At 71.1% G+C, this 25,908-nt stretch carries 10 protein-coding genes; all 10 read left to right on the top strand.

Going from position 1 to position 25,908, the window contains the following annotated elements; translation table 11 throughout:
- The first annotated feature begins 6 nt into the window (after nt 1-6).
- The 10 genes from ABZ939_RS34180 (at nt 7) to ABZ939_RS34135 (ending at nt 25,765) form a co-directional block, all read left to right on the top strand.
- Nucleotides 7-10,746, top strand: a complete 10,740-nt coding sequence (locus ABZ939_RS34180; protein WP_361864026.1) for a type I polyketide synthase — start codon at nt 7-9, stop codon at nt 10,744-10,746.
- Between the two features lie 6 nt (nt 10,747-10,752).
- The gene (locus tag ABZ939_RS34175; RefSeq protein WP_361864024.1) at nt 10,753-17,109 is read left to right on the top strand and encodes a type I polyketide synthase; all 6,357 of its coding nucleotides are present in this window, start codon (nt 10,753-10,755) and stop codon (nt 17,107-17,109) included.
- Nucleotides 17,110-17,312: 203 nt separating this feature from the next.
- A complete protein-coding gene (locus tag ABZ939_RS34170; RefSeq protein WP_361864068.1) occupies nt 17,313-18,230 on the top strand; it encodes a proline iminopeptidase-family hydrolase in 918 nt (305 codons plus the stop codon).
- Nucleotides 18,227-19,432: a cytochrome P450 gene (locus tag ABZ939_RS34165; RefSeq protein ID WP_361864022.1), complete on the top strand. Its 1,206-nt coding sequence runs from the start codon at nt 18,227-18,229 to the stop codon at nt 19,430-19,432. The genes ABZ939_RS34170 and ABZ939_RS34165 overlap by 4 nt, the downstream gene beginning before the upstream one ends.
- Before the next feature lie 38 nt (nt 19,433-19,470).
- On the top strand, nt 19,471-20,445 hold the full coding sequence (locus ABZ939_RS34160) for an ACP S-malonyltransferase (protein WP_361864021.1): 975 nt from the start codon (nt 19,471-19,473) through the stop codon (nt 20,443-20,445).
- Between the two features lie 79 nt (nt 20,446-20,524).
- Nucleotides 20,525-20,773, top strand: coding sequence for a phosphopantetheine-binding protein (locus ABZ939_RS34155; protein WP_361864019.1), 249 nt, complete (start codon nt 20,525-20,527; stop codon nt 20,771-20,773).
- Nucleotides 20,773-22,344, top strand: coding sequence for an AMP-binding protein (locus tag ABZ939_RS34150; RefSeq protein WP_361864017.1), 1,572 nt, complete (start codon nt 20,773-20,775; stop codon nt 22,342-22,344). Before ABZ939_RS34155 ends, ABZ939_RS34150 begins: the two co-directional genes overlap by 1 nt.
- A 231-nt stretch (nt 22,345-22,575) precedes the next feature.
- Nucleotides 22,576-24,051: an AMP-binding protein gene (locus tag ABZ939_RS34145; protein WP_361864066.1), complete on the top strand. Its 1,476-nt coding sequence runs from the start codon at nt 22,576-22,578 to the stop codon at nt 24,049-24,051.
- Nucleotides 24,048-25,277, top strand: a complete 1,230-nt coding sequence (locus ABZ939_RS34140; RefSeq protein WP_361864015.1) for a type III PLP-dependent enzyme — start codon at nt 24,048-24,050, stop codon at nt 25,275-25,277. The genes ABZ939_RS34145 and ABZ939_RS34140 overlap by 4 nt, the downstream gene beginning before the upstream one ends.
- A complete protein-coding gene (locus tag ABZ939_RS34135) occupies nt 25,274-25,765 on the top strand; it encodes a cobalamin-dependent protein (RefSeq protein WP_361864013.1) in 492 nt (163 codons plus the stop codon). Before ABZ939_RS34140 ends, ABZ939_RS34135 begins: the two co-directional genes overlap by 4 nt.
- Nucleotides 25,766-25,908: the final 143 nt, after the last annotated feature.

The raw sequence follows: 25,908 nt of genomic DNA, 5'->3' as shown, positions 1-25,908 counted from the left end.
GCCCTGATGGGGAACGAAAAGAAGCTGCTCGACTATCTCAAGCGGACGACTGCCGACCTGGCCCAGACGCGGCAGCGGCTGCGTGACATCGAGTCGGAGCCGATCGCGATCGTAGGGATGGCCTGCCGCTTCCCGGGTGATGCGCGGTCGCCCGAGGACCTCTGGAACCTGGTCCTCGACGAGACCGATGCCATCGGTGAATTCCCCCAGGACCGTGGGTGGGACATCGGCGACATGTACGACGACGATGCCCACCAGGCCGAGAGCGGATACACCCGCAGCGGCGGATTCCTGCACGGTGCCGCCCGGTTCGACGCCGAGTTCTTCGGCATCAGCCCGCGCGAGGCCATCGCCATGGACCCCCAGCAGCGGCTGCTTCTCGAAGCGTCATGGGAGGCGATGGAGCGGGCCGGAATATCCCCCGACACCCTCAAGGGCGGGCCGGTCGGCGTCTACACCGGAACGAACGGTCAGTCCTACTTCGGCATGAAACTGCCGGAGGAGTCCGCGGCCTACATGACGACCGGCACCAACGGAGCCGTCCTGTCCGGCCGTATCTCCTACGTCTTCGGTTTCGAGGGTCCTGCGGTCTCGGTGGACACGGCGTGTTCGTCGTCGCTGGTCGCCCTGCATCTCGCGGTGCAGGCCCTGCGACGCGGAGAATGCTCCCTCGCGTTGGCGGGTGGCGTGACCGTGATGGCGACCCCTGACCCCTTCATCGCCTTCGGCAAGGCGCGCGGTCTCGCGGCCGACGGCCGGTGCAAGGCCTTCGCCGACGCGGCCGACGGCACCGGCTGGAGCGAGGGCGCCGGCGTCCTGCTGGTCGAGCGGCTCTCCGACGCTCAGCGCAACGGCCACCAGGTCCTGGCGGTCGTGCGTGGTTCGGCGGTGAATCAGGACGGTGCGAGCAACGGCATCACGGCGCCGAACGGGCCTTCGCAGCAGCGGGTGATTCGTGCCGCGCTGGCGAATGCGGGTCTGTCCGCTGCCGATGTGGACGTGGTCGAGGCGCATGGGACGGGTACGACGCTGGGTGACCCGATCGAGGCGCAGGCGCTGCTCGCGACGTACGGCCAGGGACGGAGTGCCGACCGCCCGTTGTGGCTGGGTTCGATCAAGTCGAACCTGGGTCACACGCAGGCGGCGGCTGGTGTCGCGGGCATCATCAAGATGGTTCAGGCGATGCGGCACGGGGTGCTCCCCAAGACGCTGCATGTCGACGAACCGTCGTCGCACGTGGACTGGTCGGCCGGCCATGTCCGGCTGCTCACGGCACGCACCCCCTGGGAGCGCGGGGAGCAGCCGCGTCGTGCGGGTGTGTCCTCCTTCGGCCTGAGCGGCACGAACGCTCACGTCATCCTCGAGGAGGCACCTGAGGCCGGGGTGGACCAGGAGGCGGGTGAGCCTGACGCAGCTCCTGATGTGCGGGAGTGGCCGTCGGGTGTTCCGGTGCCGTGGGTGGTGTCGGGGCGTACGGATGAGGCGTTGCGGGCGCAGGTCGCACGCTTGGGTGAGTTCGTCGGGGCGGCGGGGGCCGGGGTGTCTCCGGTGGATGTGGGGTTCTCGCTGGCGTCGTCGCGTGCGGTGTTCGACCGGCGTGCGGTGGTGTTCGGTGCGGCGTTGGGTGAGGTGGAGCCTGGTCGGCGGCTTGAGGGTAAGTCGGCGTTCTTGTTCACGGGGCAGGGGTCGCAGCGGGTGGGGATGGCGACGGGTCTTGCCGTGGCGTTCCCGGTGTTTGCGGCGGCTTTGGACGAGGTGTGTGGGCTGCTGGACGCGCAAGGTGTGTTCGAGCGTCCGCTGCGTGAGGTGATTGCGGGGGAGGGCGCTGAGGGTCTGCTGAATCAGACCGTCTATACCCAGGCGGCTCTCTTCGCTGTCGAGGTGGCGCTGTTCCGTCTGGTGGAGTCTCTCGGTGTTCGGCCTGACTATCTCGCGGGTCATTCGGTGGGTGAGATCGCGGCCGCGCATGTGGCGGGAGTGCTCTCGCTTGAGGACGCGTGCCGGATGGTGGTGGCGCGGGGTCGGTTGATGCAGGCTCTGCCTGCCGGCGGTGTGATGGTCGCGGTCCGGGCGAGTGAGGCGGATGTGCTGCCACTGCTCGCAGGTCGCGAGGCCGAGGTGGGTGTGGCTGCGGTCAATGGGCCGTCGTCGGTGGTGATCTCCGGCGCCAAGCCGGCGGTGGACAAGGTGGTTGAGGTCCTGGCGGAGCGGGGGATTGCCGCGATTCCGTTGTCGGTGTCGCACGCCTTCCACTCGCCGTTGATGGATCCGATGCTGGAGGAGTTCAGGCAGGTCGTGCGGGGCCTGTCGTTCTCCGAGCCCCGTCTCGCGATCGTGTCGAACGTGACCGGCCAGCTCGCTCAGGCATCGGATCTGACCGACCCGGAGTACTGGGTGCGACATGTCCGTCAGCCGGTCCGCTTCGCGGACGGTATCCGCGCTCTCGAATCGGCGGGTGTGACGACGTATCTCGAACTCGGTCCGGACGGTGTCCTGTCGGCGATGGCCCAGGGGTGCCTGGACCAGCCCGAGAACGCCCTCCTCACACCCGTCCTTCGCCGTGACCGTGACGAACCCACCACCCTCCTCACCGCCCTCGGCGCGGTCTTCGAAGCCGGTGTCGACGTCGACTGGGCGGCCCTGTTCGCCGGGATCGATGTCCGGCGCGTCGACCTGCCCACCTACGCCTTCCAGCACGAGCACTACTGGCTCGCCCCGTCCGCCGAGGCGGGCGATGCCACCGCGTTCGGACTTGCAGCGACCGACCACCCCTTACTGGGCGCCGCCGTTGAGCTCCCCGACTCGGGCGGCATCGTGCTGAGCGGGCGACTCGGTCTCGTCAGCCATCCATGGCTGGCCGACCACGTCGTCTCCGGCAGCGTCGTCGTACCGGGCACAGCCCTGGTCGAAATGGTGCTGCGCGCGGGCCAGGAGGTCGGCTGCGACCGTATGGAGGACCTGGTCCTCGAAGCACCGCTCGTCCTTCCGCAGCGTGGCGCCGTGCAGGTGGTCGTGCTGCTCTCCGCGCCGAACGACGACGGCACCCGCGCCGTACGGCTCTACTCGCGCGGCGCGGACGTCGACACCGAGACGGCCTGGACCGGCCACGCCACCGGTGTCGTCGCCGCCGCCCGCGGCGCAGCCGAGTTCGACTTCGCCGTCTGGCCGCCCGCGGGTGCCGAACCCGTCGCCCTCGACACGGTCTACGACGACTTCGCCGCCGGCGGACTCGCGTACGGCCCGGTGTTCCGGGGTCTGGTGGCGGCCTGGACCCGGGACGGGGAGGTGTTCGCCGAGGTACGGCTCCCCGAGGACGCGTACGGCGACGCGGCGGCATTCGGCCTGCATCCCGCCGCCTTCGACGCGGCCCTGCACGCGGTGAGCATGTCGGACGCGGTGTCGCAGGGAGGACTGCCCTTCGCGTGGTCCGACGTCGAACTGTTCGCCGGTGGTGCCACGCATCTTAGGGTCCGCGTGCGGGCCGTTCCCGGCCGGGACGCGGCGGCGCTGGACATGGCTGATGCGACGGGCAGCCCCGTGCTGTCCGTCGGGTCGCTGGCCGTCCGTCCTGTCTCGGCCGAGCAGATCAAGGCGGCTTCCGCGCACCACGACTCGCTGTTCCAGGTCTCGTGGACGCCGGTCCAGGGCGATGTCGCCCCGGCTCAGGGCACCTGGACCGTCCTCGGCGACGACGCCGATGAGTGGGGACAGCAGCTGGGCGTCGAGCTCGTCCCGGCCGGCGGTCCGGCTGATTTCGTCCTGCTGCCCGCCTGCGTCACCGACGATCCGGCCGCGCCCCTTCCGGACGACAGCGCCGAAGCCGTGCACACCGAGACGGTACGGGTACTCAGCGCCGTCCAGGACTGGCTCGCGGACCCCCGCTACGAGGCTTCGAAGCTCGTGGTCGTGACGCGAGGTGTCGCCGTCGTGGACGGCGACACGGTTCGAACCGGCCCTCACCTGGCCGGTGCTGCCGTCAGCGGCATGATCCGCTCGGCGCAGGCCGAGAACCCCGGCCGCATCGTTCTGGTCGACCTCGACGACGACACGGCGTCGGCGCCTGTACTGCTCGCAGCCGTCGCCCTGGGCGAGGACCGTCTCACAGTTCGCGGCGGCCGGATTCGTGCCGCCCGACTCACCCGTCTCACCGCCGCCGACGAGGCGGCCGGGCCGACGTGGTCGAACGACGGAACCGTGCTGCTCACGGGTGCGACCGGTGGCCTCGGCGCCCTCTTCGCCCGACACCTCGTCCAGGCACACGGCGTCCGCCATCTCCTCCTCACCAGCCGTCGGGGCAGCGCCGCCCCCGGCGCGAACGCCCTGCGCACCGAACTCCTGGACGCCGGCGCGCAGACCGTGACCATCGAGGCCTGCGACGTCGCGGATCGCACGGAACTCACAGCACTCCTCGCCGGGATCCCGGACGACCGCCCGCTGACCGGAGTCGTCCACGCGGCCGGTGTTCTCGACGACGGAACCATCGCTTCCCTCACCCCGGAGCAGGTGCACTCCGTCCTGCGTCCCAAGGTGGACGCCGCCTGGCATCTCCACCAGCTGACCAGGGAACTCGGCCTGACCGACTTCGTGCTGTTCTCCTCGGCCGCGGGCGCCCTCGGCGTCCCGGGCCAGGGGAACTACGCCGCCGCCAACGCCTTCCTGGACGCCCTCGCGCAGCAGCGACGGGCCGAGGGTCTGCCGGCCACCGCCCTGGCCTGGGGCCCTTGGGCGGAGGGCGGAGGCATGGTCGGAACACTGAGCGACTCCGACCGGTCCCGCATGTCGCGTGGCGGCGTCGTTCCGCTAGGTGCCGACGAGGGCCTGGCCCTCTTCGACTCCGCCCGTCGGACCGGCCAGGCCGCACTCGTACCCGTACGGCTCGACATGGCGGCACTCCGCGCGCAGGGCGAGGCACTGGACATGCTGTTCCGGGACCTGGTCCCGGCGCCGCGCCGTACGGCGACGCGGGCCGTAGCCACCTCCGGATCGGGCACGCTCGCCGGGCGCCTCGCCGGGCTCGAGCGGGCCGAGCAGCAACACCTGCTGCTCCAGATCGTGCGTACCCAGGTCGCGAACGTCCTCGGCCACACCTCGCCGGACGCTATCGAACCCGACCGCGCGTTCAGCGAGCTGGGTTTCGACTCACTCTCCGCCGTCGAGCTGCGCAACGCGCTCAACTCGGCCACCGGACTGCGGCTGCCCGCCACCCTCGTCTTCGACTACCCGTCGTCGACGTCACTCGCGAACCACATCCACGAGGCACTCGTCGGCTCGGACCATGTGCCTGACGAGGCGCGGAGCCGGGCCTCCCGCGGCACGTCGGGCGCCATGGCCGGGACCTCCGACGACCCGATCGTGATCGTCGGCATGTCCGCCCGCTACCCCGGTGGAGTCACGACACCCGACGAGCTGTGGGACCTTGTCCTCGAAGGCCGTGACGCGATCTCCGCGTTCCCGGAGGACCGGGGCTGGGACACCCGGCGGCTGCACGACCCGACCCGCGAGCGCCCGGACACCAGTTACGTCGACCAGGGCGGATTCCTGCACGAGGCAGCGGAGTTCGATGCCGCGTTCTTCCGGATCAGCCCCAACGAAGCACTGGTCATCGATCCCCAGCAACGGCTTCTTCTCGAAGCGTCCTGGGAGGCGATGGAGCGGGCCGGCATCGACCCCGCATCCCTCAAGGGCAGCCGAACCGGTGTCTTCGCCGGCGTGATGTACCACGACTACCCGACCAGCCACGCCATGGGCAGCGCCGTATCCGGTCGTATCTCGTACAGCTTCGGCTTCGAGGGTCCTGCGGTGTCGGTGGACACGGCGTGCTCGTCGTCGCTGGTCGCCCTGCACTGGGCGATCCAGGCACTCCAGCGGGACGAGTGCGAGCTGGCACTCGTCGGTGGTGTCGCCGTCATGGCCACCCCGGAGGTCTTCGTCGAGTTCAGTCGTCAGCGTGGTCTGGCGGCCGACGGGCGTATCAAGGCGTTCGCGGAGGCTGCGGACGGTACGGCGTGGGGCGAGGGTGTGGGTGTGCTGCTGGTCGAGCGTCTGTCGGATGCTCGGGCCAAGGGACATCAGGTCCTGGCGGTGGTGGCTGGTTCGGCGGTGAATCAGGACGGTGCGAGCAACGGCATCACGGCGCCGAACGGTCCTTCGCAGCAGCGGGTGATTCGCGCCGCGCTGGCGAACGCGGGTCTGTCCGCTGCCGATGTGGACGTGGTCGAGGCGCACGGGACGGGTACGACGCTGGGTGACCCGATCGAGGCACAGGCGCTGCTCGCGACGTACGGTCAGGAGCGTGTGGAGGGGCGGCCGTTGTGGCTGGGTTCGATCAAGTCGAACCTGGGTCACACGCAGGCGGCGGCTGGTGTCGCGGGGATCATCAAGATGGTTCAGGCGATGCGGCATGGGGTGCTGCCGAAGACGCTGCATGTCGATGAGCCGTCGTCGCATGTGGACTGGTCGGCGGGTGAGGTTGAGTTGCTGACCGAGTCCCGTGTGTGGGAGTCGGTGGACGGTGCTCCGCGTCGTGCGGGTGTGTCGTCGTTCGGCATCAGCGGCACGAACGCTCACGTGATCCTCGAGGAAGCGCCGGCGGCTGAGGTTGTGGTTCCTGCTGGTGTGCGGGAGTGGCCGTCGGGTGTTCCGGTGCCGTGGGTGGTGTCGGGGCGTACGGATGAGGCGTTGCGGGCGCAGGTCGCACGGTTGGGTGAGTTCGTCGGGGCGGCGGGGGCCGGGGTGTCTCCGGTGGACGTGGGGTTCTCGCTGGCGTCGTCGCGTGCGGTGTTCGACCGGCGTGCGGTGGTGTTCGGTGCGGCGTTGGGTGAGTTGGGTGAGGTGGAGCCTGGTCGGCGGCTTGAGGGTAAGTCGGCGTTCTTGTTCACGGGGCAGGGGTCGCAGCGGGTGGGGATGGCGGCGGGTCTTGCCGTGGCGTTCCCGGCCTTCGCTGAGGCCCTAGACGAGGTGTGTGGGCTGCTCGACGCTCAAGGTGTGTTCGAGCGTCCGCTGAGTGAGGTGATCGCGGGGGAGGGCGCCGAGGGGCTGCTGAACCAGACTGTGTACACCCAGTCGGCACTCTTTGCTGTCGAGGTGGCGCTGTTCCGTCTGGTGGAATCCCTCGGTGTCCGGCCTGATTACCTCGCCGGCCACTCGGTGGGTGAGATCGCGGCCGCGCACGTGGCCGGGGTGTTCTCCCTCGAAGACGCCTGCCGGATGGTGGTCGCACGCGGCCGTCTCATGCAGGCACTGCCTGCCGGCGGTGTGATGGTCGCGGTCCGGGCGGGCGAAACCGATGTATTGCCCCTCCTTGTCGGCCTTGAGGCCGAGGTGGGTGTGGCTGCGGTCAACGGGCCGTCGTCGGTCGTCATCTCCGGCGCTGCAACCCCCGTGGACAAGGTGGTTGAGGTCCTGGCGGATCGGGGAATCGCCGCGATTCCGTTGTCGGTGTCGCACGCCTTCCACTCGCCGTTGATGGATCCGATGCTGGAGGAGTTCCGGCAGGTCGCGCGGGGCCTGTCGTTCTCCGAGCCCCGTCTCGCGATCGTCTCGAACGTGACCGGCCAGCTCGCTCAGGCATCGGATCTGACCGACCCGGAGTACTGGGTCCGCCATGTCCGTCAGCCGGTCCGATTCGCGGACGGAGTCCGCACCCTCGAGGACGCGGGTGTGACGACGTACCTCGAACTCGGCCCGGACGGTGTCCTGTCGGCCATGGCCCAGGCCTGCCTGGACAGGCCCGAGGACGCCCTCCTCACCCCCGTCCTCCGCCGCGACCGCGACGAACCCACCACCTTCCTCACCGCCCTCGGCGCGGTCTTCGAAGCCGGCGTCGACGTCGACTGGTCGGCCCTGTTCACCGGCACCGGCGCTCAGCGCGTCGACCTGCCCACCTACGCCTTCCAGCACGAGCACTACTGGCTCGACGCAGTGACGCCAGTAGCCGGCGGGTCTGCCGAGCACCCCTTCCTCACCTCCTCGATCGAACTGGCCGAGGGCGACGGCGGACTGTTCACCGGAAGGCTGTCCGTCCGCGCCACGCCGTGGCTGGCGGATCACGCCTTCGGCGGGACCACGTTGTTCCCCGGCACGGGGTTCGTCGATCTCGCTCTGCACGTGGGCGAGCGTGTGGGCTGCGGCCGTGTCGCCGATCTGGTGCTGGAGGCGCCGCTCGTGGTTCCCGACCAGGGTGGGGTGGACGTCCAGATCTCGGTCGGCGGCCTGGAGCCGGAGGGGACGCGTCGCTTCACCGTCCACGCCAGGCAGACGCACGCGGACGCCGATGTGCCCTGGACGCGGCATGCGACGGGTGCGCTCTCGGCCGAGTACACGGAACCGTCGTTCCACCTGGGCGTGTGGCCCCCGGTCGGTGCCGAGCCCATCGCGCTGGACGGCATGTACGAGAGGTTCGCCGATGGCGGCCTGATCTACGGACCGGCCTTCCAGGGGCTCGTGGGCGCCTGGCGGCACGGTGACGACGTACTGGCCGACGTCGTGCTCCCGGAGGAGGTGGCAGAGGGCGAGGAGCGCTTCGCTCTCCACCCCGCGGTCCTGGACGCGGCCCTGCACGCCATCGGGCTGGCCCGGAACGCGGAGCAGGCCGAGCTGCCGTTCGCATGGACCGACGTTGAGCTCTTCGCGACCGGGGCGACCCGCCTCCGGGTGAGGCTGCGGCCGACGACCGGACAGGGATCGATGGCCCTCGACGTCGCCGACGCGCAAGGACGGCCGGTGGCCTCCGTGGGGTCGCTGGCCCTGCGCCCGGTTGCGGACGGCGCGATCGGTTCCGGCACGGGGACGTCTTCCGACGCCCTCCACCAGGTCGCCTGGGTCGAGACCACGATGCCGACCCTCGACAGGGACGGCACCTGGATGGTTCTCGCCGCCCGTCCCGACGACCTCGGGAGCCGGCTGGATGCTGTCGCCGTGACGGATCTGGACGGGGTGGAGGACGGAACCGACGTACTGCTTCTGCCGACAGGTGCCTTCACGGCGGGCGCGTCCGCTCCGGTCGACGCGTCGCCGGACGCCCTGCGGGCCGAGATCGATCGTGTCCTGTCACTGCTCCAGGCATGGCTGGCGGACGAGCGGTTCGCGGCAGCGAGGCTCGTCGTCCTGACCAGGGGCGCGGTGGAGGCCGGCGCCGCCGGCCGGACCGAGGGCGGGGCGCAGACCGATCCGGTCGGCGCGGCCGTCGGCGGCCTGGTCCGTTCGGCACAGGCTGAGAACCCTGGCCGAATCGTCCTCGTCGATCTGGACGACGAGGCGTCCCTGCGCGCGCTTCCCGGGATCCTCACGTCGGGGGAGGAGCAGGTCGCGGTCCGCGAGGGGGCCGTCTACGTGCCGCGTCTGGTCCGGGCTCGGCAGACCGCGGAGGCGGAAGCGGTGTCGCCGTGGGACGCGGAAGGGACCGTGCTCATCACGGGCGCAACCGGTGGTCTCGGTCCGGTGTTCGCACGGCATCTGGTCGCTCGGCACGGAGTGCGGCACCTGCTCCTGATGAGCCGGCGGGGCGAGGGCGCCCCGAACGCCCCCGCCCTCCGGAAGGAACTGGAGGCGCTCGGCGCCGAGTCGGTCGCCTTCGCGTCCGTCGACGTCGCCGACCGCGAAGCCCTGGCAGAGGTCCTGGACGGACTGTCCGACGCGCACCCGCTGACCGGTGTCGTCCACGCGGCCGGAGTCCTCGACGATGCGACCCTCGCCTCCCTCACCCCCGAGCGTATGGCCAACGTCCTGCGCCCCAAGGCGGACGCGGCGTGGCATCTGCACGAGCTGACCCGGGAACACGCGCTGAAGGCCTTCGTCCTCTTCTCGTCAGTGGGTGGTGTTCTCGGCGGCCCCGGACAGGGCAACTACGCGGCGGCCAACGCCTACTTGGACGCCCTGGCCCGGTACCGGGCCGCGGCCGGCCTTCCGGCCGCCTCCCTCGCCTGGGGGCTGTGGGGCACGGACGGCACGGACGCCACGGGCGGGATGGCCGGCGGCCTGTCGGAGGCCGATGTGCAGCGAGCCGCCCGCTCGGGCATCGCACCGCTGCACGAGGAGCGGGGCACCGCGCTCTTCGATGCGGCCATGGCCACGGGCGCTCCTGTCTCCGTCCCCGTGGCACTGGACCTCAAGGCCCTGGGCAGGGCAGGTGCTGCCGAGCTTCCGGGGCTGTTCCGCGGACTCGTACGGACGCCTGTCCGGCGGCGAGCCGTGGGCAGCGAAGCCGTCGGCGCCGACGCGCTGAAGCGACGCCTCGCCGGAGCCGCCACCGAGGACGAGCAGGAGGCGATCCTCGTCGCCCTGGTGCGCCACCAGGCCGCACTGGTGCTGGGCCACAAGGACGCGGACGGCATCGAGGCGGAGCGGGCGTTCAACGAACTCGGCTTCGACTCGCTGACGTCCGTCGAGTTCCGCAATCGCATGGGGGAGGAGACCGGGCTCCGGCTGGCCGCCGGCCTGATCTTCGACTACCCCAGCATCCGGGTACTGGCCCGGCACCTCAGGGAGCAACTCGCCCCGCAGATCCCGGCGGACCCGGACCGGCTCGCCGCCGACCCGGAGGCCCGGGTGCGGCTCGCGCTGCAGACGATTCCGCTGTCCCGGCTCCGGGAGTCCGGACTCATGGACAGCCTCCTCGAACTGGCCGGCCTCGACGACACCGACGGGCAGCCGTCGGGCGACGGGGAGGCCGGCATCGAGGACATCGACGAGATGGACACCGAGAGCCTCATCTCGATGGCGCTCAACGACACGACGCGGGAGGCCTAGTCCACCATGGCCCAGAACGAAACGAAGCTCGTCGAGGCGCTGCGCTCCTCGCTCAAGGAGACCGAGCGGCTACGGGAGCAGAACCGCAAGCTCGTGTCGGCCACACGCGAACCGATCGCCATCGTGGGCATGGCCTGCCGGTTCCCGGGCGGTGCGGCGGACCCCGACGAACTGTGGGAGTTCGTCCGCGACGGCAAGGACGGCATCACCCCGTTCCCCGACGACCGCGGCTGGGACCTCGCCCGCCTCTACGACCCGGCAGGTGAGCGGACCGGCACCACGTACAGCACGGACGGCGGATTCCTGCACGACGCGGGGGACTTCGACGCCAAGTTCTTCGGCATCGGCCTGCGTGAGGTGGCCGGGCTCGACCCGCAGCAGCGGCTCATGCTGGAGGCGTCGTGGGAAGCCATGGAGCACGCCGGTATTCCGCCGGCGACGCTGCGCGGCACCAGGACCGGCGTCTACTCCGGCGTGATGTACCACGACTACCCGAACAGCTTCGGCAGCGGGAACATCGTCTCCGGCCGCGTGTCCTACACCTTCGGGCTGGAGGGGCCGGCAGTGTCGGTGGACACGGCGTGCTCGTCGTCGCTGGTCGCCCTGCACCTCGCGGTGCAGGCGCTGCGTCGTGGCGAGTGCGACCTCGCGCTCGCCGGCGGCGTCACCGTCATGGCGACACCGGGTACGTTCGTGGAGTTCAGCCGTCAGCGCGGCCTGGCGCCCGACGGCCGTTGCAAGGCGTTCGCCGACGGAGCCGACGGCACCGGCTTCGCCGAGGGTGTGGGTGTGCTGCTTGTCGAGCGTCTGTCGGACGCTCGGGCCAAGGGCCATCAGGTCCTGGCGGTCGTGCGTGGTTCGGCGGTGAACCAGGACGGCGCGAGCAACGGTCTGACGGCGCCGAACGGCCCGTCGCAGCAGCGCGTGATCCGCGCCGCCCTCGCCAACGCGGGGCTCTCCGCTTCGGACGTCGATGCCGTCGAGGCACACGGGACGGGCACGACACTGGGTGACCCGATCGAAGCCGACGCGCTCCTCGCGACGTACGGCCAGGACCGCAGTGCGGACCGCCCGTTGTGGCTGGGTTCGATCAAGTCGAACCTGGGTCACACGCAGGCCGCAGCCGGTGTCGCCGGCGTCATCAAGATGGTTCAGGCGATGCGGCATGGCCTGTTACCGACGACGCTGCATGTCGACGAGCCGTCGTCGCACGTGGACTGGTCGGCGGGCGAGGTTGAGCTGCTGACGGAGTCGCGTGCGTGGGAGACGGCTGATGGTGCTCCGCGTCGTGCGGGTGTGTCGTCGTTCGGCATCAGCGGCACGAACGCTCACGTGATTCTTGAGCAGGCTCCTGCGGTCGAGGCTGGTACGTCTGAGGCGACGGGTGTGGGCTGGCCGTCGGGTGTTCCGGTGCCGTGGGTGGTGTCGGGGCGTACGGCCGAGGCGCTGCGCGCGCAAGCCCGGCGACTGGTCGACCACACGACCGGCCGTGGCGCGGGCCACTCCCTGACCGACGTGGGCTTCTCCCTGATCAAGTCGCGGGCCGTCCTGGAGCACCGCACTGTGGTGCTCGGTGCCGACGGGGACGAGCTCCGGGCTCGCCTCGAAGCCGTGAGCCGAGGGGAGAACGCCCCGCGTGCCGCCCGCACGGGAAGCAAGTCGGCGTTCTTGTTCACGGGGCAGGGGTCGCAGCGGGTGGGGATGGCTGCGGGTCTTGCTGCGGCGTTCCCGGTGTTCGCTGAGGCTTTGGACGAGGTGTGCGGGCTGCTGGACGGGCAGGGGGTCTTTGAGCGTCCGCTGCGTGAGGTGATCGCGGGGGAGGGCGCCGAGGGGCTGCTGAACCAGACCGTCTACACCCAGTCGGCTCTCTTCGCCGTCGAGGTCGCGCTCTTCCGTCTGGTCGAGTCTCTCGGGGTCCGGCCTGACCATCTCGCCGGCCACTCGGTCGGTGAGATCGCGGCCGCACATGTGGCGGGAGTGTTCTCGCTCGAAGACGCGTGCCGGATGGTGGTGGCGCGGGGTCGGTTGATGCAGGCTCTGCCTGCCGGCGGTGTGATGGTCGCGGTGCGGGCGAGCGAGGCCGACGTACTCCCTCTACTCGCCGGTCGTGAGGCCGAGGTGGGTGTGGCTGCGGTCAATGGGCCGTCGTCGGTGGTGATCTCGGGTGCGGCGAGCGCCGTGGACGATGTCGTTGCGACCTTGGAGGCTCGTGGCGTCTCGGCGCAGCAGCTCGCGGTGTCGCATGCGTTCCACTCGCCGTTGATGGATCCGATGCTGGAGGAGTTCCGGCAGGTCGTGCGGGGCCTGTCGTTCTCCGAGCCGCGTCTCGCGATGGTGTCGAACGTGACCGGCCAGCTCGCTCAGGCATCGGATCTGACCGACCCGGAGTACTGGGTGCGTCATGTCCGTCAGCCGGTCCGCTTCGCGGACGGTATCCGCGCTCTCGAATCGGCGGGTGTGACGACGTACCTCGAACTCGGCCCGGACGGTGTCCTGTCGGCGATGGCCCACGGGTGCCTGGACAAGCCCGAGAACGCGGTCCTCACCCCGGTCCTCCGCCGCGACCGCGACGAACCCACCACCTTCCTCACCGCCCTCGGTGCGGTCTTCGAAGCCGGCGTCGATGTCGACTGGTCGGCCCTGTTCACCGGCACCGGCGCTCAGCGCGTCGACCTGCCCACCTACGCCTTCCAGCGCGAGCGCCACTGGCTCGATGCGGGCCATGACGCAGGTGACACCGCTGCCCTCGGCCAGGTGGACGCCGGGCACCCCTTCCTGCGGGCGGGTGTCGAGCTTCCCGACTCCGGGGGGTTCGTCCTCACAGGGCGGATCGGGCTCGACAGGTACCCCTGGCTGGCGGACCACACCGTCTCCGGCGCGGTGATCCTGCCGGGTGCGGCCTTCAGCGATCTCGTGCTGCGCGCGGGCCGGCAGGTCGGCTGCGAACGGATCGGTGAGCTGGTCCTCACGGCACCGCTCGTCCTGCCGGAGCGTGGGGCCGTCGTCCTGCAGGCCGTGGTCGCCGCGGAGGACGAGCGCGGCGAGCGCGAGGTCCGGGTGTACGCGCGGGCTGCCGGTGCGGTGGAGGGGACGGAGTGGACGCTCCACGCGACCGGAACGGTGGGGGAGAGCCGCGCCACGTCGGCGTCGGCGTTCGACCTGTCCGCCTGGCCGCCGTACGGCGCCCGACCCGTCGACGTGGACGCGGTGTACACGGATCTGGCCGCGGCCGGCCTGGAGTACGGGCCCGTCTTCCAGGGGCTGACGGCCGCCTGGACGGCCGACGGGGAGGTGTTCGCCGAGGTCGAGCTCCCCGAGAGCGCCTACGGTGACGCCGAGTCGTTCGGGATTCATCCCGCGCTCCTCGACGCGGCCCTGCACGCGGTGAGCCTGTCCGGCTCCGTGGGCGAGGGCGGGCTGCCCTTCGCGTGGACGGACGTCGAGGTGTTCGCGACCGGCGCGACCGCTCTGCGTGTACGCGTACGGACGGCCGGGGCGGCGGACGGGACGGGGACACAGGGGGCGGTGGCGCTCGACCTCGCCGACGAGGCGGGGCACCCGGTGGCGTCCGTGGGTTCGCTCGTGGTGCGTCCGTTGCCGGCCGAGCAGCTCGCGGCGCGGAGCGTACTGTCCGAAGCGCTGTTCCAGGTGGACTGGGTCCCGGTTCCGGGTGCCGTTACCGCCACCGCCCCCGACGCGTCCCGGTGGGCCGTGCTGGGCGGCGGCGGAACGGGCTTCGACCACCAGGTGACGGTGTACGACGGCTTCGCCGCCCTCGTCGAGCGCCTCGACGCGGGCCAGGACGCGCCCGAGGTCGTCGTTCTGCGTCAGCCCGTCCCGCACCCGACCGCCGTGACCGGACCGACCGCGTCCGCCGGCACCACCACCCCCACCGGCACCAGTACCCCCACCCCCGGCACCCCCACCCCCGCCACCCCCGGCCTCACGGAACACGCGCACGCGACGGCCCGGCACACACTGGAGGTGCTGCAGGGCTGGGTCGCGGACGCGCGGCTCGAAGGGTCGCATCTGGTGGTCGTCACGGGAGGGGCGGTGGCCGTCACCGCCGACGAGACCGTGCCCGGACTCGCGGAAGCGCCCGTCTGGGGTCTTCTGCGCTCCGCGCACGAGGAGTACCCGGGCCGGTTCACCACGGTCGACGTCGGCACGGACGGCGCGGGGCTCTCCCTGGAGACGCTCGCCGCCGCGGCAGACCTCGACGAGCCCGAGGTGGCCGTCCGCGCCGGCCGGCTGCTGGTCCCGCGGCTGCGTAAGGCGACCAGGCCCGAAGGGAGCAGTGGGTCCGCACCCGACACCGGGTCGGAGGACGGGACCGGGGCGATCGCCGTCGACCCCGAGGGCACCGTTCTGATCACCGGAGGCACCGGTGGACTCGGCAGCGTCGTGGCACGTCACCTGGTCGAGCACCATGGAGCGCGCCATCTGCTCCTCGTCAGCAGGCGTGGCGAACAGGCGCCAGGGGTAAGCGAGTTGACCAGGACGCTCGCCGACGCGGGGGCCAAGACCGTGACGGTCGCCGCCTGCGACGTGGCCGACCGGGCGGCGCTGTCGCGGCTCCTCGGGGCCGTGCCGTCCGACCGTCCGCTGACGGCGGTCGTGCACACGGCCGGAGTCCTGGACGACGGGACGCTCACCTCCCTGACCCCCGAGCGCCTGGCGCGAGTCCTGCGCCCGAAGACGGACGCCGCGGTGCTCCTGGACGAGCTCACGCGTGGCAGCGACCTTTCCGCCTTCGTCCTGTTCTCCTCCCTGGCGGGCACGCTGGGGAGTGCGGGTCAGGGCAACTACGCGGCGGCCAACGCGTTTCTGGACGCCCTGGCGCAGCGGCGCAGGGCCGCGGGTCTGCCCGCCGTCTCGCTCGGCTGGGGCCTGTGGACCGCCGGGGACGGCATGGCCGAGTCGATCGGAGACGCCGAACGGCAGCGCCTCGCGGCCTCCGGCATCCTCGCGCTCTCGGGCGACGAGGGGCTCGCGCTCTTCACCGAGGCCCTGCGTTCCGAGCGGGCCGCCCTGCTGCCCGTACGGCTCGACACGGCGCCCATCCGGGCCCGTGCGGACGTGGTCGAGGTGCCCGCGCTGCTGCGCGAACTGGTGCGGGTGCCGGCGCGGCGGGCGAGGCGGGCGGACACGCCCGGCGGGCTGCCCGACGGTTTCGCGGCGCTGCCCGAGGCCGAGCGGGAACGGATCCTGCTCGACCTCGTCCTCACGCGTACCGCGGTGGTCCTCGGCTACGCGTCCGCCGAGGAGGCGGAGCCCGACCGGGACTTCCTGGAGGCGGGGGTCGACTCGCTGTCGGCGATGGAGATCCGCAACCTGGTGAACAAGGCGACCGGAGCCGACCTGGCGACCAGCGCGCTGTTCGACCACCGCACCCCGGCGGCGCTGGCGGCGTACCTTCGGGAGCGGCTCGCCCAATCCGCCGGAGGGAGCGGGCGGCCGGCCGCGGGCGCGGACCGGGACGGGGAGACCCCCGAGACCTTCCGCGGACTGTTCCGGCAGGCGATCCTGACCAGCAATCTGCCGGGCGGCATCCGGCTCCTGAAGGCCGCGGGACACATCCGTCCCTGGTTCCATTCGCTGGCCGAACTGGAGGAGTCTGCCTCGGCCGAGGGCGGCTCGGGCACCGTGTTCCCCGAGCCCGTCCGGCTGGCGCGCGGGCCGCGGGGTCCCCGGCTGGTGTGCCTGCCGTCGCCGATGGCCATGGGTGGCGCGCAGCAGTACGCGCGGTTCGCCGCCCGCTTCCGGGAGGTGCGCGACGTGATCGCCCTGCCCGTCCTCGGCTTCCATCCGGCGGATCGTCTTCCGGCGACGGTTCCGGCGGCGGTCGAGGCGTTCGCGGCGCACATCGCGCGGGCGGCCGACGGTGAGCCGTTCGTGATCGTCGGCTACTCCTCGGGCGGTCAGTTCGCCCACGCCGCCGCCGAGCACCTGGAGCGCGCCGGCACCCCCGCCGCGGGTGTCGTCCTGCTCGACTCCTACTTGCCGAACACGGGCGACGACGACAACGCGTCGACCGGTTTCTGGGGCCAGATGATGGCCGGCATGTTCGACCGGGAGGACGACTTCGGCGGGTTCAACGTCACCCGGCTCGGCGCCATGGGACGGTACGTCGAACTGATCGGCGGGCTGCGGCCCGAGGAGATGAAGACGCCCGTGCTGTTCGTCAGGCCCACGGACTCGTTCGTCGCCACGCCGGACCCCGGCGAGGGCGACTGGCGGGCGCACTGGCCGACGGCGCACCACCTCGCCGAGGTGCCGGGAACCCATTTCACCATCATCGAGAACAACGCGGTGGAGGCGGCCGAGGTCGTCGAGGAATGGGTCCGGGCGACCTGCGCCTGAAACTGCCGACGGCCGCGGAATCGCCGTGGTCAGGGGTTCGTAGGGGCCGATTAGGGGTCTACGGGGGTGGGGTGGACGTATACCGTGCCATGAAACTCAACTCCCTTGTCATGCGCCGTTGATACGGAGAATTCAACCCCTGTGAACTCGGCTGCACGGTCCGGATTCGGACGACTTCCGGACAATTCTGAGAGGAATCGATGATGTCAAGACCGCCGAGTGCCAAGGGCATTGTTTCTTTCGGTGAATACAAGACCTGGTATCGCGTGACCGGAGATCTCGGCGCCGACCGGCCGGCCGTCGTGGTGCTGCACGGCGGCCCCGGCAGCACCCACGACTATCTGCTGGCCCTCACCGAACTGACCGACGCCGGCTGGCCGGTGATCCACTACGACCAGCTCGGGAACGGCGGCTCCACGCACCTTCCCGACCGGGGCGAGGACTTCTGGACCGTCCAGCTCTTCAAGGACGAACTGGACAACCTGCTCCGCGAGCTGGGCGTGGCCGACAACTACATCCTGTTCGGCCAGTCGTGGGGAGGCATCCTCGGCGCGGCGCACGCCGCCGAGCGGCCGTCGGGGCTGCGCGGACTGGTGATCGCCAACGCCCCTGCGTCCTATGTCCTGTGGCTCCAGGAGATGGAGGTCCTGCGGGCCGGGCTGCCCCAGGACGTCCAGGAGACGCTGCGCCGGCACGAGGCCGCGGGGACGACGGACAGCGAGGAGTACTTCACGGCGATGCGGGTCTTCTACGACCGGCACGTCTGCCGCGTCGTGCCCTGGCCCCGGGACTTCGTCGCCTCCTTCATGGAGATCTACGACGACCCGACCGTGTACTACACCATGAACGGTCCCAACGAGTTCCATGTGATCGGCACCCTCAAGGACTGGTCGGTCGCCGACGAGGTGCACCGGATCGAGGTGCCCACGCTGCTGCTGACCGGCCGGCACGACGAGGCGACCCCCGCGACCGTGCAGCCGTACTTCGACCACATCCCCGAGGTGAGGTGGGAGATCCTGGAGAACTCCAGCCACCTTCCGCACCTGGAGGAGCCCGAGCGGTTCAAGGAGATCGTGCTCGGCTATCTCGACGGGCTGCTCGCGGAAGCGGAGGGGGGATGACCTACGGCCGGCGGATCCGCAGCTACCCCTTCGGTCCGTCCGAGGCACTGGCCCTCGATCCCACCTACGCGGAGCTTCGCACCGAGGAACCGCTCAGCCGGGTCCGGCTGCCGTACGGTGAGGACTCCTGGCTCGTCACCCGCTACGACGACGTACGCCTGCTGCTGAGCGATCCCCGCTTCAGCAGGCGTCGTGCGATCGCCGGAGACCCTCCCCGGCTACGGAAGGACGACGCCTCCGGAACCGGGCTGCTCGGCATGGATCCTCCCGGCCACGCCCGTACCCGGAAGATCACGGCGAACGTCTTCACGGACCGCCGCGCCCAGGTGATGCGGCAGGACACCGAGCAGGCCGTCGCCGCCCTGGTCGACGAGGTGGCCGGACGGTCCGAGGGGCAGCGCGCGTTCGACCTGGTCGACTCGCTGGCCTTCCAGATTCCGGCCGCCGTCATCGGCCGCCTGCTGGGCCTCCCGGCCGAGGACCACCTCAGGATCAGAGGCTGGTCGCAGGACCTGATGTCCACCGCCGAGGACGACGGGGGGAGGGCGCGCCGGGCGTACGAGGCGCTGTTCGCGTACGTGGAGGAGCTCGTCGCCGCCCGGCGCGCGCACCCTGCCCCCGATCTCGTGAGCCTCCTGGCGGAGAGCTGGGACGAGGGAACGCGATGCACGGACGAGGAACTCACCACCCAGGTCGTCGGACTGATCACCAAGGGAGCGGAGACCACCGCCTCCCAGATCCCCAACTTCGTGTACGCGCTCCTCACCCACCCCGACCAGTTCGACCTGCTGCGCCGCGAACCCGGCCTCGTGCCCCGGGCCGTGGAGGAACTGCTGCGCTGGATCCCCTTCCACACCGTCTCGCTCTTCCCCCGGTACGCCACCGAGGACGTCCGGTTCAGAGACGTGACGGTGCGGGCGGGCGAGTACGTGCTGCCGTCCCTCGCGTCGGCCAACCGCGACCCGGAGGTCTTCGCCGATCCGGAGCACCTGGACATCACGCGCGTACACAACCCGCACGTCTCCTTCGGACACGGCGTGCACCACTGCCTCGGCTCCCAGCTGGCCCGGACGGAGCTGCAGATGACGCTCATGGCCCTTGTACGGCGCTTCCCCGGGCTCGCCCTGGCCGGCGACCCGGCCGACGTGCCCTGGCGACCGGGGCTGGTGCGCAGCCCCCGCAGCCTGTGGGTGAGCTGGTGAGCGCGCCGTCCGGGCCCCGAGAAACGAAAGGTACGTCCATGAGCACCGCGATCCGCGCGGAGAACGCGATCGTCTTTCCCGGCATGAGCGCCTCACCCTTCGCGGAGGTGGGAAAGTTCATGCTGATCAACCCCGCGGCGCGGGAGTTCGCCGCGCGGGCGGACGACGTCCTCGGCTACCACCTGATCGACCGGTTCCGCGACGACCAGGACGGCGGGGACTACTCGGAGGCCGCGCAGGTCGCCTTTCTCGTCAACTGCCTCGCGTCCGCCCGCTGGGCCGCCGACACGCTCGGGTTCGTCCCCGAGGTGTGCACCGGCCCCAGTTTCGGGGAGAAGGCCCTGGCCGCGTACACCGGTGCGCTGTCCTTCGAGGACGCCGTCCGGATGACGGCCGAAGGGGCCCGGTGCATGGAGGACTACTTCCGTACCGCGCACCAGGACGTGGTGACGCATTCCTTCCTGCGGACGCCGGCGGACAAACTGGCCGAACTGTTCGCCGAGTTCGACGCGCGCGGCGAGTTCCACGAGGTGTCCTGCCACGTGGACCACGACTTCCACATGGTGTCGATGCGCGAGTCCAGCCTGGAATGGTTCCTGCCCATGCTGCGGTCCCGGGGCGGCATGTCGCTGTACACCATGCGGCCGCCCGTGCACTGCACGGCGTTCGGCCCGCTGCGGGCCAAGGTCGAGAAGGAGGTCTTCTCCGGCCTGGACTTCCACGACCCGCGGCTGCCCGTCGTCGCCGACCAGGACGGCGCCGTGCTGACCACGGCCGAGGGGGTGCGCACGATGCTCCTCGACAGCTTCGTCACGCCCATGAACTGGCCCTCCGTCGTCTCCTCGCTGAAGGCGCTGGGCGTGCGCACGGTGTGCGTGGCGGGCCCCGACGCCCTCTTCGGGCGGGTCCCCGTGACGCGCGAGACCTTCGAGGTCGTGCCGGCGTCCCCCGCCGTCGCCATGCGCCCCCGCTCACGCCCCAGGCGCACCGCGGCCACGGCCCGGCAGGCGTAGCGCCGGGCACCGCACGACCTCTCGCACGACCACCGCAATTCCCTTCCAACCACACCACCACCAGAGCAGGGAGCCCCTCATGTGGGACGAGACATTCGAAGAGACACTCCGCGGCTATCTGCCCTTCATGGGCGAGGACGAGCAGCTCGCCCCCGACACCCCGCTGCGTGACGTCGGCCTCGACTCCCTGGGCACCGTCGAACTGCTGGCCGCGCTGGAGCGCGCCTACGACGTGCACTTCCAGGACGAGGCCCTGAGCCTGGAGACCTTCCAGACACCGGCCGTCCTCTGGGCCGCGCTGTCGGCGCTGATCCACCAGGCCGCCTGATGGGCGGTCCGTCCGATCCCGCACTCGCGGGTCGGTTCCTGCGCGGACTGGCGGCCGCCCCACGGGGCGCCGCCTTCCGCGCGGGCGCCGAGACCCTCACGTACGAGCAGACCCACGAACGCGCCCTGCGCTGGGCCGGTTCGCTGCTCGCGGCGGCCGATGGGAAGCCCACGACCGTCGGCGTCCTCGCCGCCAAGGGCGCCACCGCCTACACCGGCATCCTCGCGGCGCTCTACGCGGGCGCCGCCGTCGTGCCGCTCCGCCCCGACTTCCCGCAGGCCCGCACCAAGGCGATGCTGGAGGCCGCGCCGCTCTCCGCGGTCGTCGCGGACGGCCCGGGCAGCGCCGCGCTGCCCGGACTGCTCGGGCCCGGCAGCCACGTCCCGGTGCTCGTCCCGGAGGAGAACACCGTCCTCGGCGCCGGGCTGCGCCGCGTCGACGTACGGGACCGCCACGCACTCGACGCGCCGCGACCCGTGCTCCCGCAGGACACCGCCTACATGCTGTTCACCTCCGGCTCCACCGGCCGGCCCAAGGGCGTGCCCCTCACCCACGGCAACACGCACCACTACTTCGAGCTGCTGGACCGGCGCTACGACTTCACGCCCGACGACGTCCTCTCCCAGACGTTCGACCTGAACTTCGACTGCTCGCTGTTCGACCTCTTCTGCGCCTGGGGGGCCGGCGCGACCGCGCACTGGATCCCTCCGCAGGGATACCGCGACCTGCCCCGGCACCTGGCCGAACACGGCGTCACCGTCTGGTTCTCCACACCGAGCGCAATCTCCCTGGCTCGGCGTACCGGCGCACTCGCCCCCGCGGCCATGCCCGGCCTGCGCTGGAGCTTCTTCGCCGGCGAGGCGCTCAAGTGCCAGGACGCGCAGGACTGGCAGCGCGCGGCGCCCGGCTCGACGCTGGAGAACCTCTACGGCCCGACCGAGTTCACCGTCACCATCGCCGCCCACCGCTGGGATCCCGAGGTCTCACCGGGCCTCTCCGTCAACGGCGTCGTCCCCATCGGCACGATCCACGAAGGTCACGACCAGCTCCTCCTCGACGCCCACGACCGGGCGGTCGCCGACGAGGGCGAACTGTGCATCACGGGCCCGCAGATGGCGCCCGGCTACCTCGACCCCGGGGACGACGCCGGCCGCTTCCTGGAACGGGACGGCCGCACCTGGTACCGCACCGGCGACCGCGTCCGGCGCGTCGGCGACGCCTCGGACCCGCAACTCGCCTACCTGGGCCGCATGGACGCACAGGTGCAGCTCCAGGGCTGGCGGGTCGAACTCGCCGAGATCGACCACGCGCTCGCCGGCGTCGACGGCGTCACCGAGGCCGTCACCGTCGACGCCGTCACCGACGACGGCACCCAGCTCGTCGTCTACTACACCGGACCCGAGCCCGTGCGCCCGTCCGCGTTCGCCAAGCAGCTGGGCGAGGTCCTACCGCGGGGGCTCCTGCCCAAGCGATATGTACATCTCGATGAATTGCCCCTGAATGCCAACCGGAAAGTCGATCGCAAGGAACTGCGGAATCGTGCCGCGGCAGCCCTGATTGCCGACCGCTGAGTACGCGGCGGCAATAGGGGGAACTAGGGGTGGGACGGCAGGGTCGGCTCCGACTAACGTTGCCAGGGATTTGAATCCCCTCCATTCGAGGTTCGTACCGGTGAAATAGCCGGTACGAACCTCGGAGCCGGCGACAGGAGAATGGCCTTGGACCCCCTTTCCGTCGGGGACCGAATAACCGGCGCGGCAGCCGGTACGGCGAATTCGTCCCGCACCAGACTCGTTCACGAACTGCTGGCCGAAGCGGCGGCCGACTCGGCAGCGTCGAAGGCGGTCACCGACGCCTCGGGAACGTGGACCTACGCCGAGCTCGAGGCCGCTGCCCAGGCGTTCGCGTCCTGGCTGTCGGACCAGGGCCTCGGGCGCGGCGACCGGCTGGTCGTCCAACTCCCCACCACACGGGAGCTGGTCGCCATGTTCTTCGGCGCGGCCATGCTCGGTGTCGTCTTCGTCCCCCTCAACCCCGGGATGAAGACCTTCCACCTCGCCCCCGTCCTCAAGAACGCCGAACCGTCGCTCGTCCTGGTGAGCCCCGCCTCCCTGGAGACCGTCGGCGCCCTGACCGGAGCCGTCGTCCGCGACCAGGACTCCGTCCTGGTCGAGGTCCGCAAGCACGCCGACACCGACTCCCGCGCCCCGTACACCCCTGTCGAACCGGACGACGTGGCGGTCCTCGTCTACACCTCCGGATCGACCGCCGCCCCCAAGGCCGTGATCTGCCCCCACTCCCAGATCACCTTCGCCTCCGCGGCCATCGAGAACGTCATCGGCTACCGCCCGGACGACGTCGTCTTCTGCCGCTTCCCGATCTCCTGGGACTACGGCCTGTACAAGGTGCTGCTCTCCGTCATCGGCCGATCCGAGATCGTGCTCGCCGACGGCGCCTCCGACCTCGTGCTGCTGCGCCGCATCCGGGAGACCGGAGCCACCATCGTGCCGATCGTGCCGTCGCTCGCCGCCATGATCGTCCGCCTCGCGGAGCGCGAGGACGACCCCGCGCCCCGCGTACGGCTGTTCACCAACACCGGCGCCGCACTGCCCCAGGCCACCATCGACGAGCTGCGGGCCCGATTCCCCGGCAGCCAGGTCGTGCGCCAGTACGGACAGACCGAGTGCAAGCGCATCACCGTCATGCCACCGGACCAGGAGCACGAGCGGCCGGACGCCGTGGGACTGCCACTGCCGGGCACCGAGGTACTGATCCTGGACGAGGCGGGCAACCCCCTGCCGGCCGGCGAGACCGGCGAGATCGTCGCCGTCGGCCCGCACGTGATGCCCGGCTACTGGCGCAACGCCGAGCAGACCGCCAAGGCGTTCCGCACCGACCCCGCCACCGGCGGGCTCCGTCTGCACACGGGCGACTACGGCCGCCTCGACGACGACGGCTATCTGTACTTCGAGGGCCGGCGCGACGACATGTTCAAGCGCAAGGGCGTCCGCATGAGCACCGTCGAGATCGAGTCCGCCGCCACGGACATCGACGGCGTGCGCGCCGCCGCCGTCCTGCCCCCGGAAGGCGACCGCGACCTCGTCCTCTTCGTCGAGACGCAGCGCGGCAGGCACGAGATCCTGCGCGAACTCAACGCCCGCCTGGAGGCGCAGAAAGTGCCCTCCATCTGCCACGCGGTCGACGCGATACCGCTCACCCAGAACGGCAAGAACGACAGGAAGAAGCTCATCGAGCTTCTCGAGGGGACCCAGAAGTGACCCGTTACGCGGACCTCGCGGAGCGCTACGGCACTCCGCTCTACGTCTACGACCTCGACCGGGTCGAGGCGGCCAGGGACGACCTCTTCGCCGCGCTCCCGGAGGAGTTCGAACTCTTCTGCGCCGTGAAGGCCAACCCCCACCCGGAAGTGCTCCGTGCGCTCCGGGAGGGCTCGGACCGCGCCTGCCGCGCCGAGATCAGCTCCACCGGCGAACTGGCCGCCGCCCTGACCGCCGGATTCGACGCGGGGGAGTGCCTCTACACCGGCCCCGGCAAGACCGACGGCGAACTGGACGAGGTACTCGCCAAGGGCGTGCGGATGTTCTCCGTGGAGTCCCTCACCGACCTGCAGCACATCGGCGCAGCGGCGACCCGGCTCGGCATCGTCGCCGAGGCCCTGCTCCGTATCAACAGCGTGTCCGCGAGCGCCACCACCAGCATCCGGATGACCGGCGCCCCCTCGCAGTTCGGCATCGACAGCGAGACCCTCGCCGACCTGATGCCCGGCCTGCGGGCCGTGGAAGGCGTACGCCTCGCCGGCGCCCACTTCTTCCCCCTGAGCAACGCCCGCGACGAGGACGCGCTCATCGGCGAGTTCCGCAACACCATCGCCGTCGCCGCGGCCATGTTCGCCGAGACCGGCATCGAACCGCGCTTCCTCGACATCGGCGGCGGATTCTCCGCGCCCTACGCCGTCCCCGGACAGCGCCCCGTCTACACCCGGCTGCGCGCCGCCCTTCAGGAGGCGCTCGACGAGCACTTCCCCCGTTGGCGCCAGGGATTCCCCACCGTGGCCTGCGAATCGGGCCGCTACCTCGTCGGCGACAGCGGCTCCCTCCTCGCCGGAGTCGTCAACATCAAGGAGAGCCGCGGCCGTACGTTCGTCATCCTCGACGCCGGCATCAACACCTTCGGCGGCATGTCCGGCATCGGCCGGCTGCTGCCCGTCGCGGTCAGCCCCGACCCGGAGGGCGCGGACACCGGCGACTGGCGCAAGGCCAGCCTCGTCGGCCCGCTGTGCACGCCGGGCGACGTCCTCGGCAGGGACGTCAAGCTGCCGCCCCTCGACGGCGGCGACGTGATCGAGATCCCCAACGCCGGCGCCTACGGCCCCACGTCGAGCCTTCTGATGTTCCTCGGCAGGCCCGCCCCCGTCGAAGCCGTCGTCCGCGGCGACGACGTCGTCTCCGTCTCCCGTATCGAGCACATCAGGACCACCGTATGAGCCTCCGAGACACGATCCTTTCCGACAGCACCCCCGTCGCCACCGGCGGACTGCCCGCCGGCGCCCGGCGCGAGACGGTCGTCGTCAGCGGCCTCTCCTCGGACGCCCACACCTGGAACCTGGTCTTCCTGCAGCTGCTCATCGAGGAGCTCGGCTACGACGTCGTCAACCTCGGGCCGACCGTCCCCGACGAACTCCTGGAATCCGAGATCCGGGAGCACAACCCGGCCCTGGTGGTCATCAGCAGCGTCAACGGGCACGGCTACCAGGACGGGCTCCGCGTGATCCGCAAGCTCCGCGCCGTGCCCGCCCTGGCGGGGACCCCGATGGTGATCGGCGGCAAGCTGGGCATCTCCGGCGGTGAGGACGACGCGCACATCGAGGAGCTCGTCGCCGCGGGCTTCGACGCCGTCTTCGAGGACGGCCGGACCGAGCGGGGCTCCTTCGAACGCTTCATAGGAGCGCTGCCGCAGCGGGCACTCACGTGACCGACGCGCAGCGGCCCGCCGTCCGGGCGGGCGTCGCGCGCGCCCACCCGGACTTCGGCCGACATCATCGCGACGCGCAGCACATCCTGCCGCGACGTGATGCCCCCCCCCTCGCCTACGAGCGACACCACCACCAGGACGCC

It is taken from the genome of Streptomyces sp. NPDC046712, from assembly GCF_040645695.1.
Lineage (GTDB): Bacteria > Actinomycetota > Actinomycetes > Streptomycetales > Streptomycetaceae > Streptomyces.
This window is presented reverse-complemented; position numbering and strand designations above follow the sequence as displayed.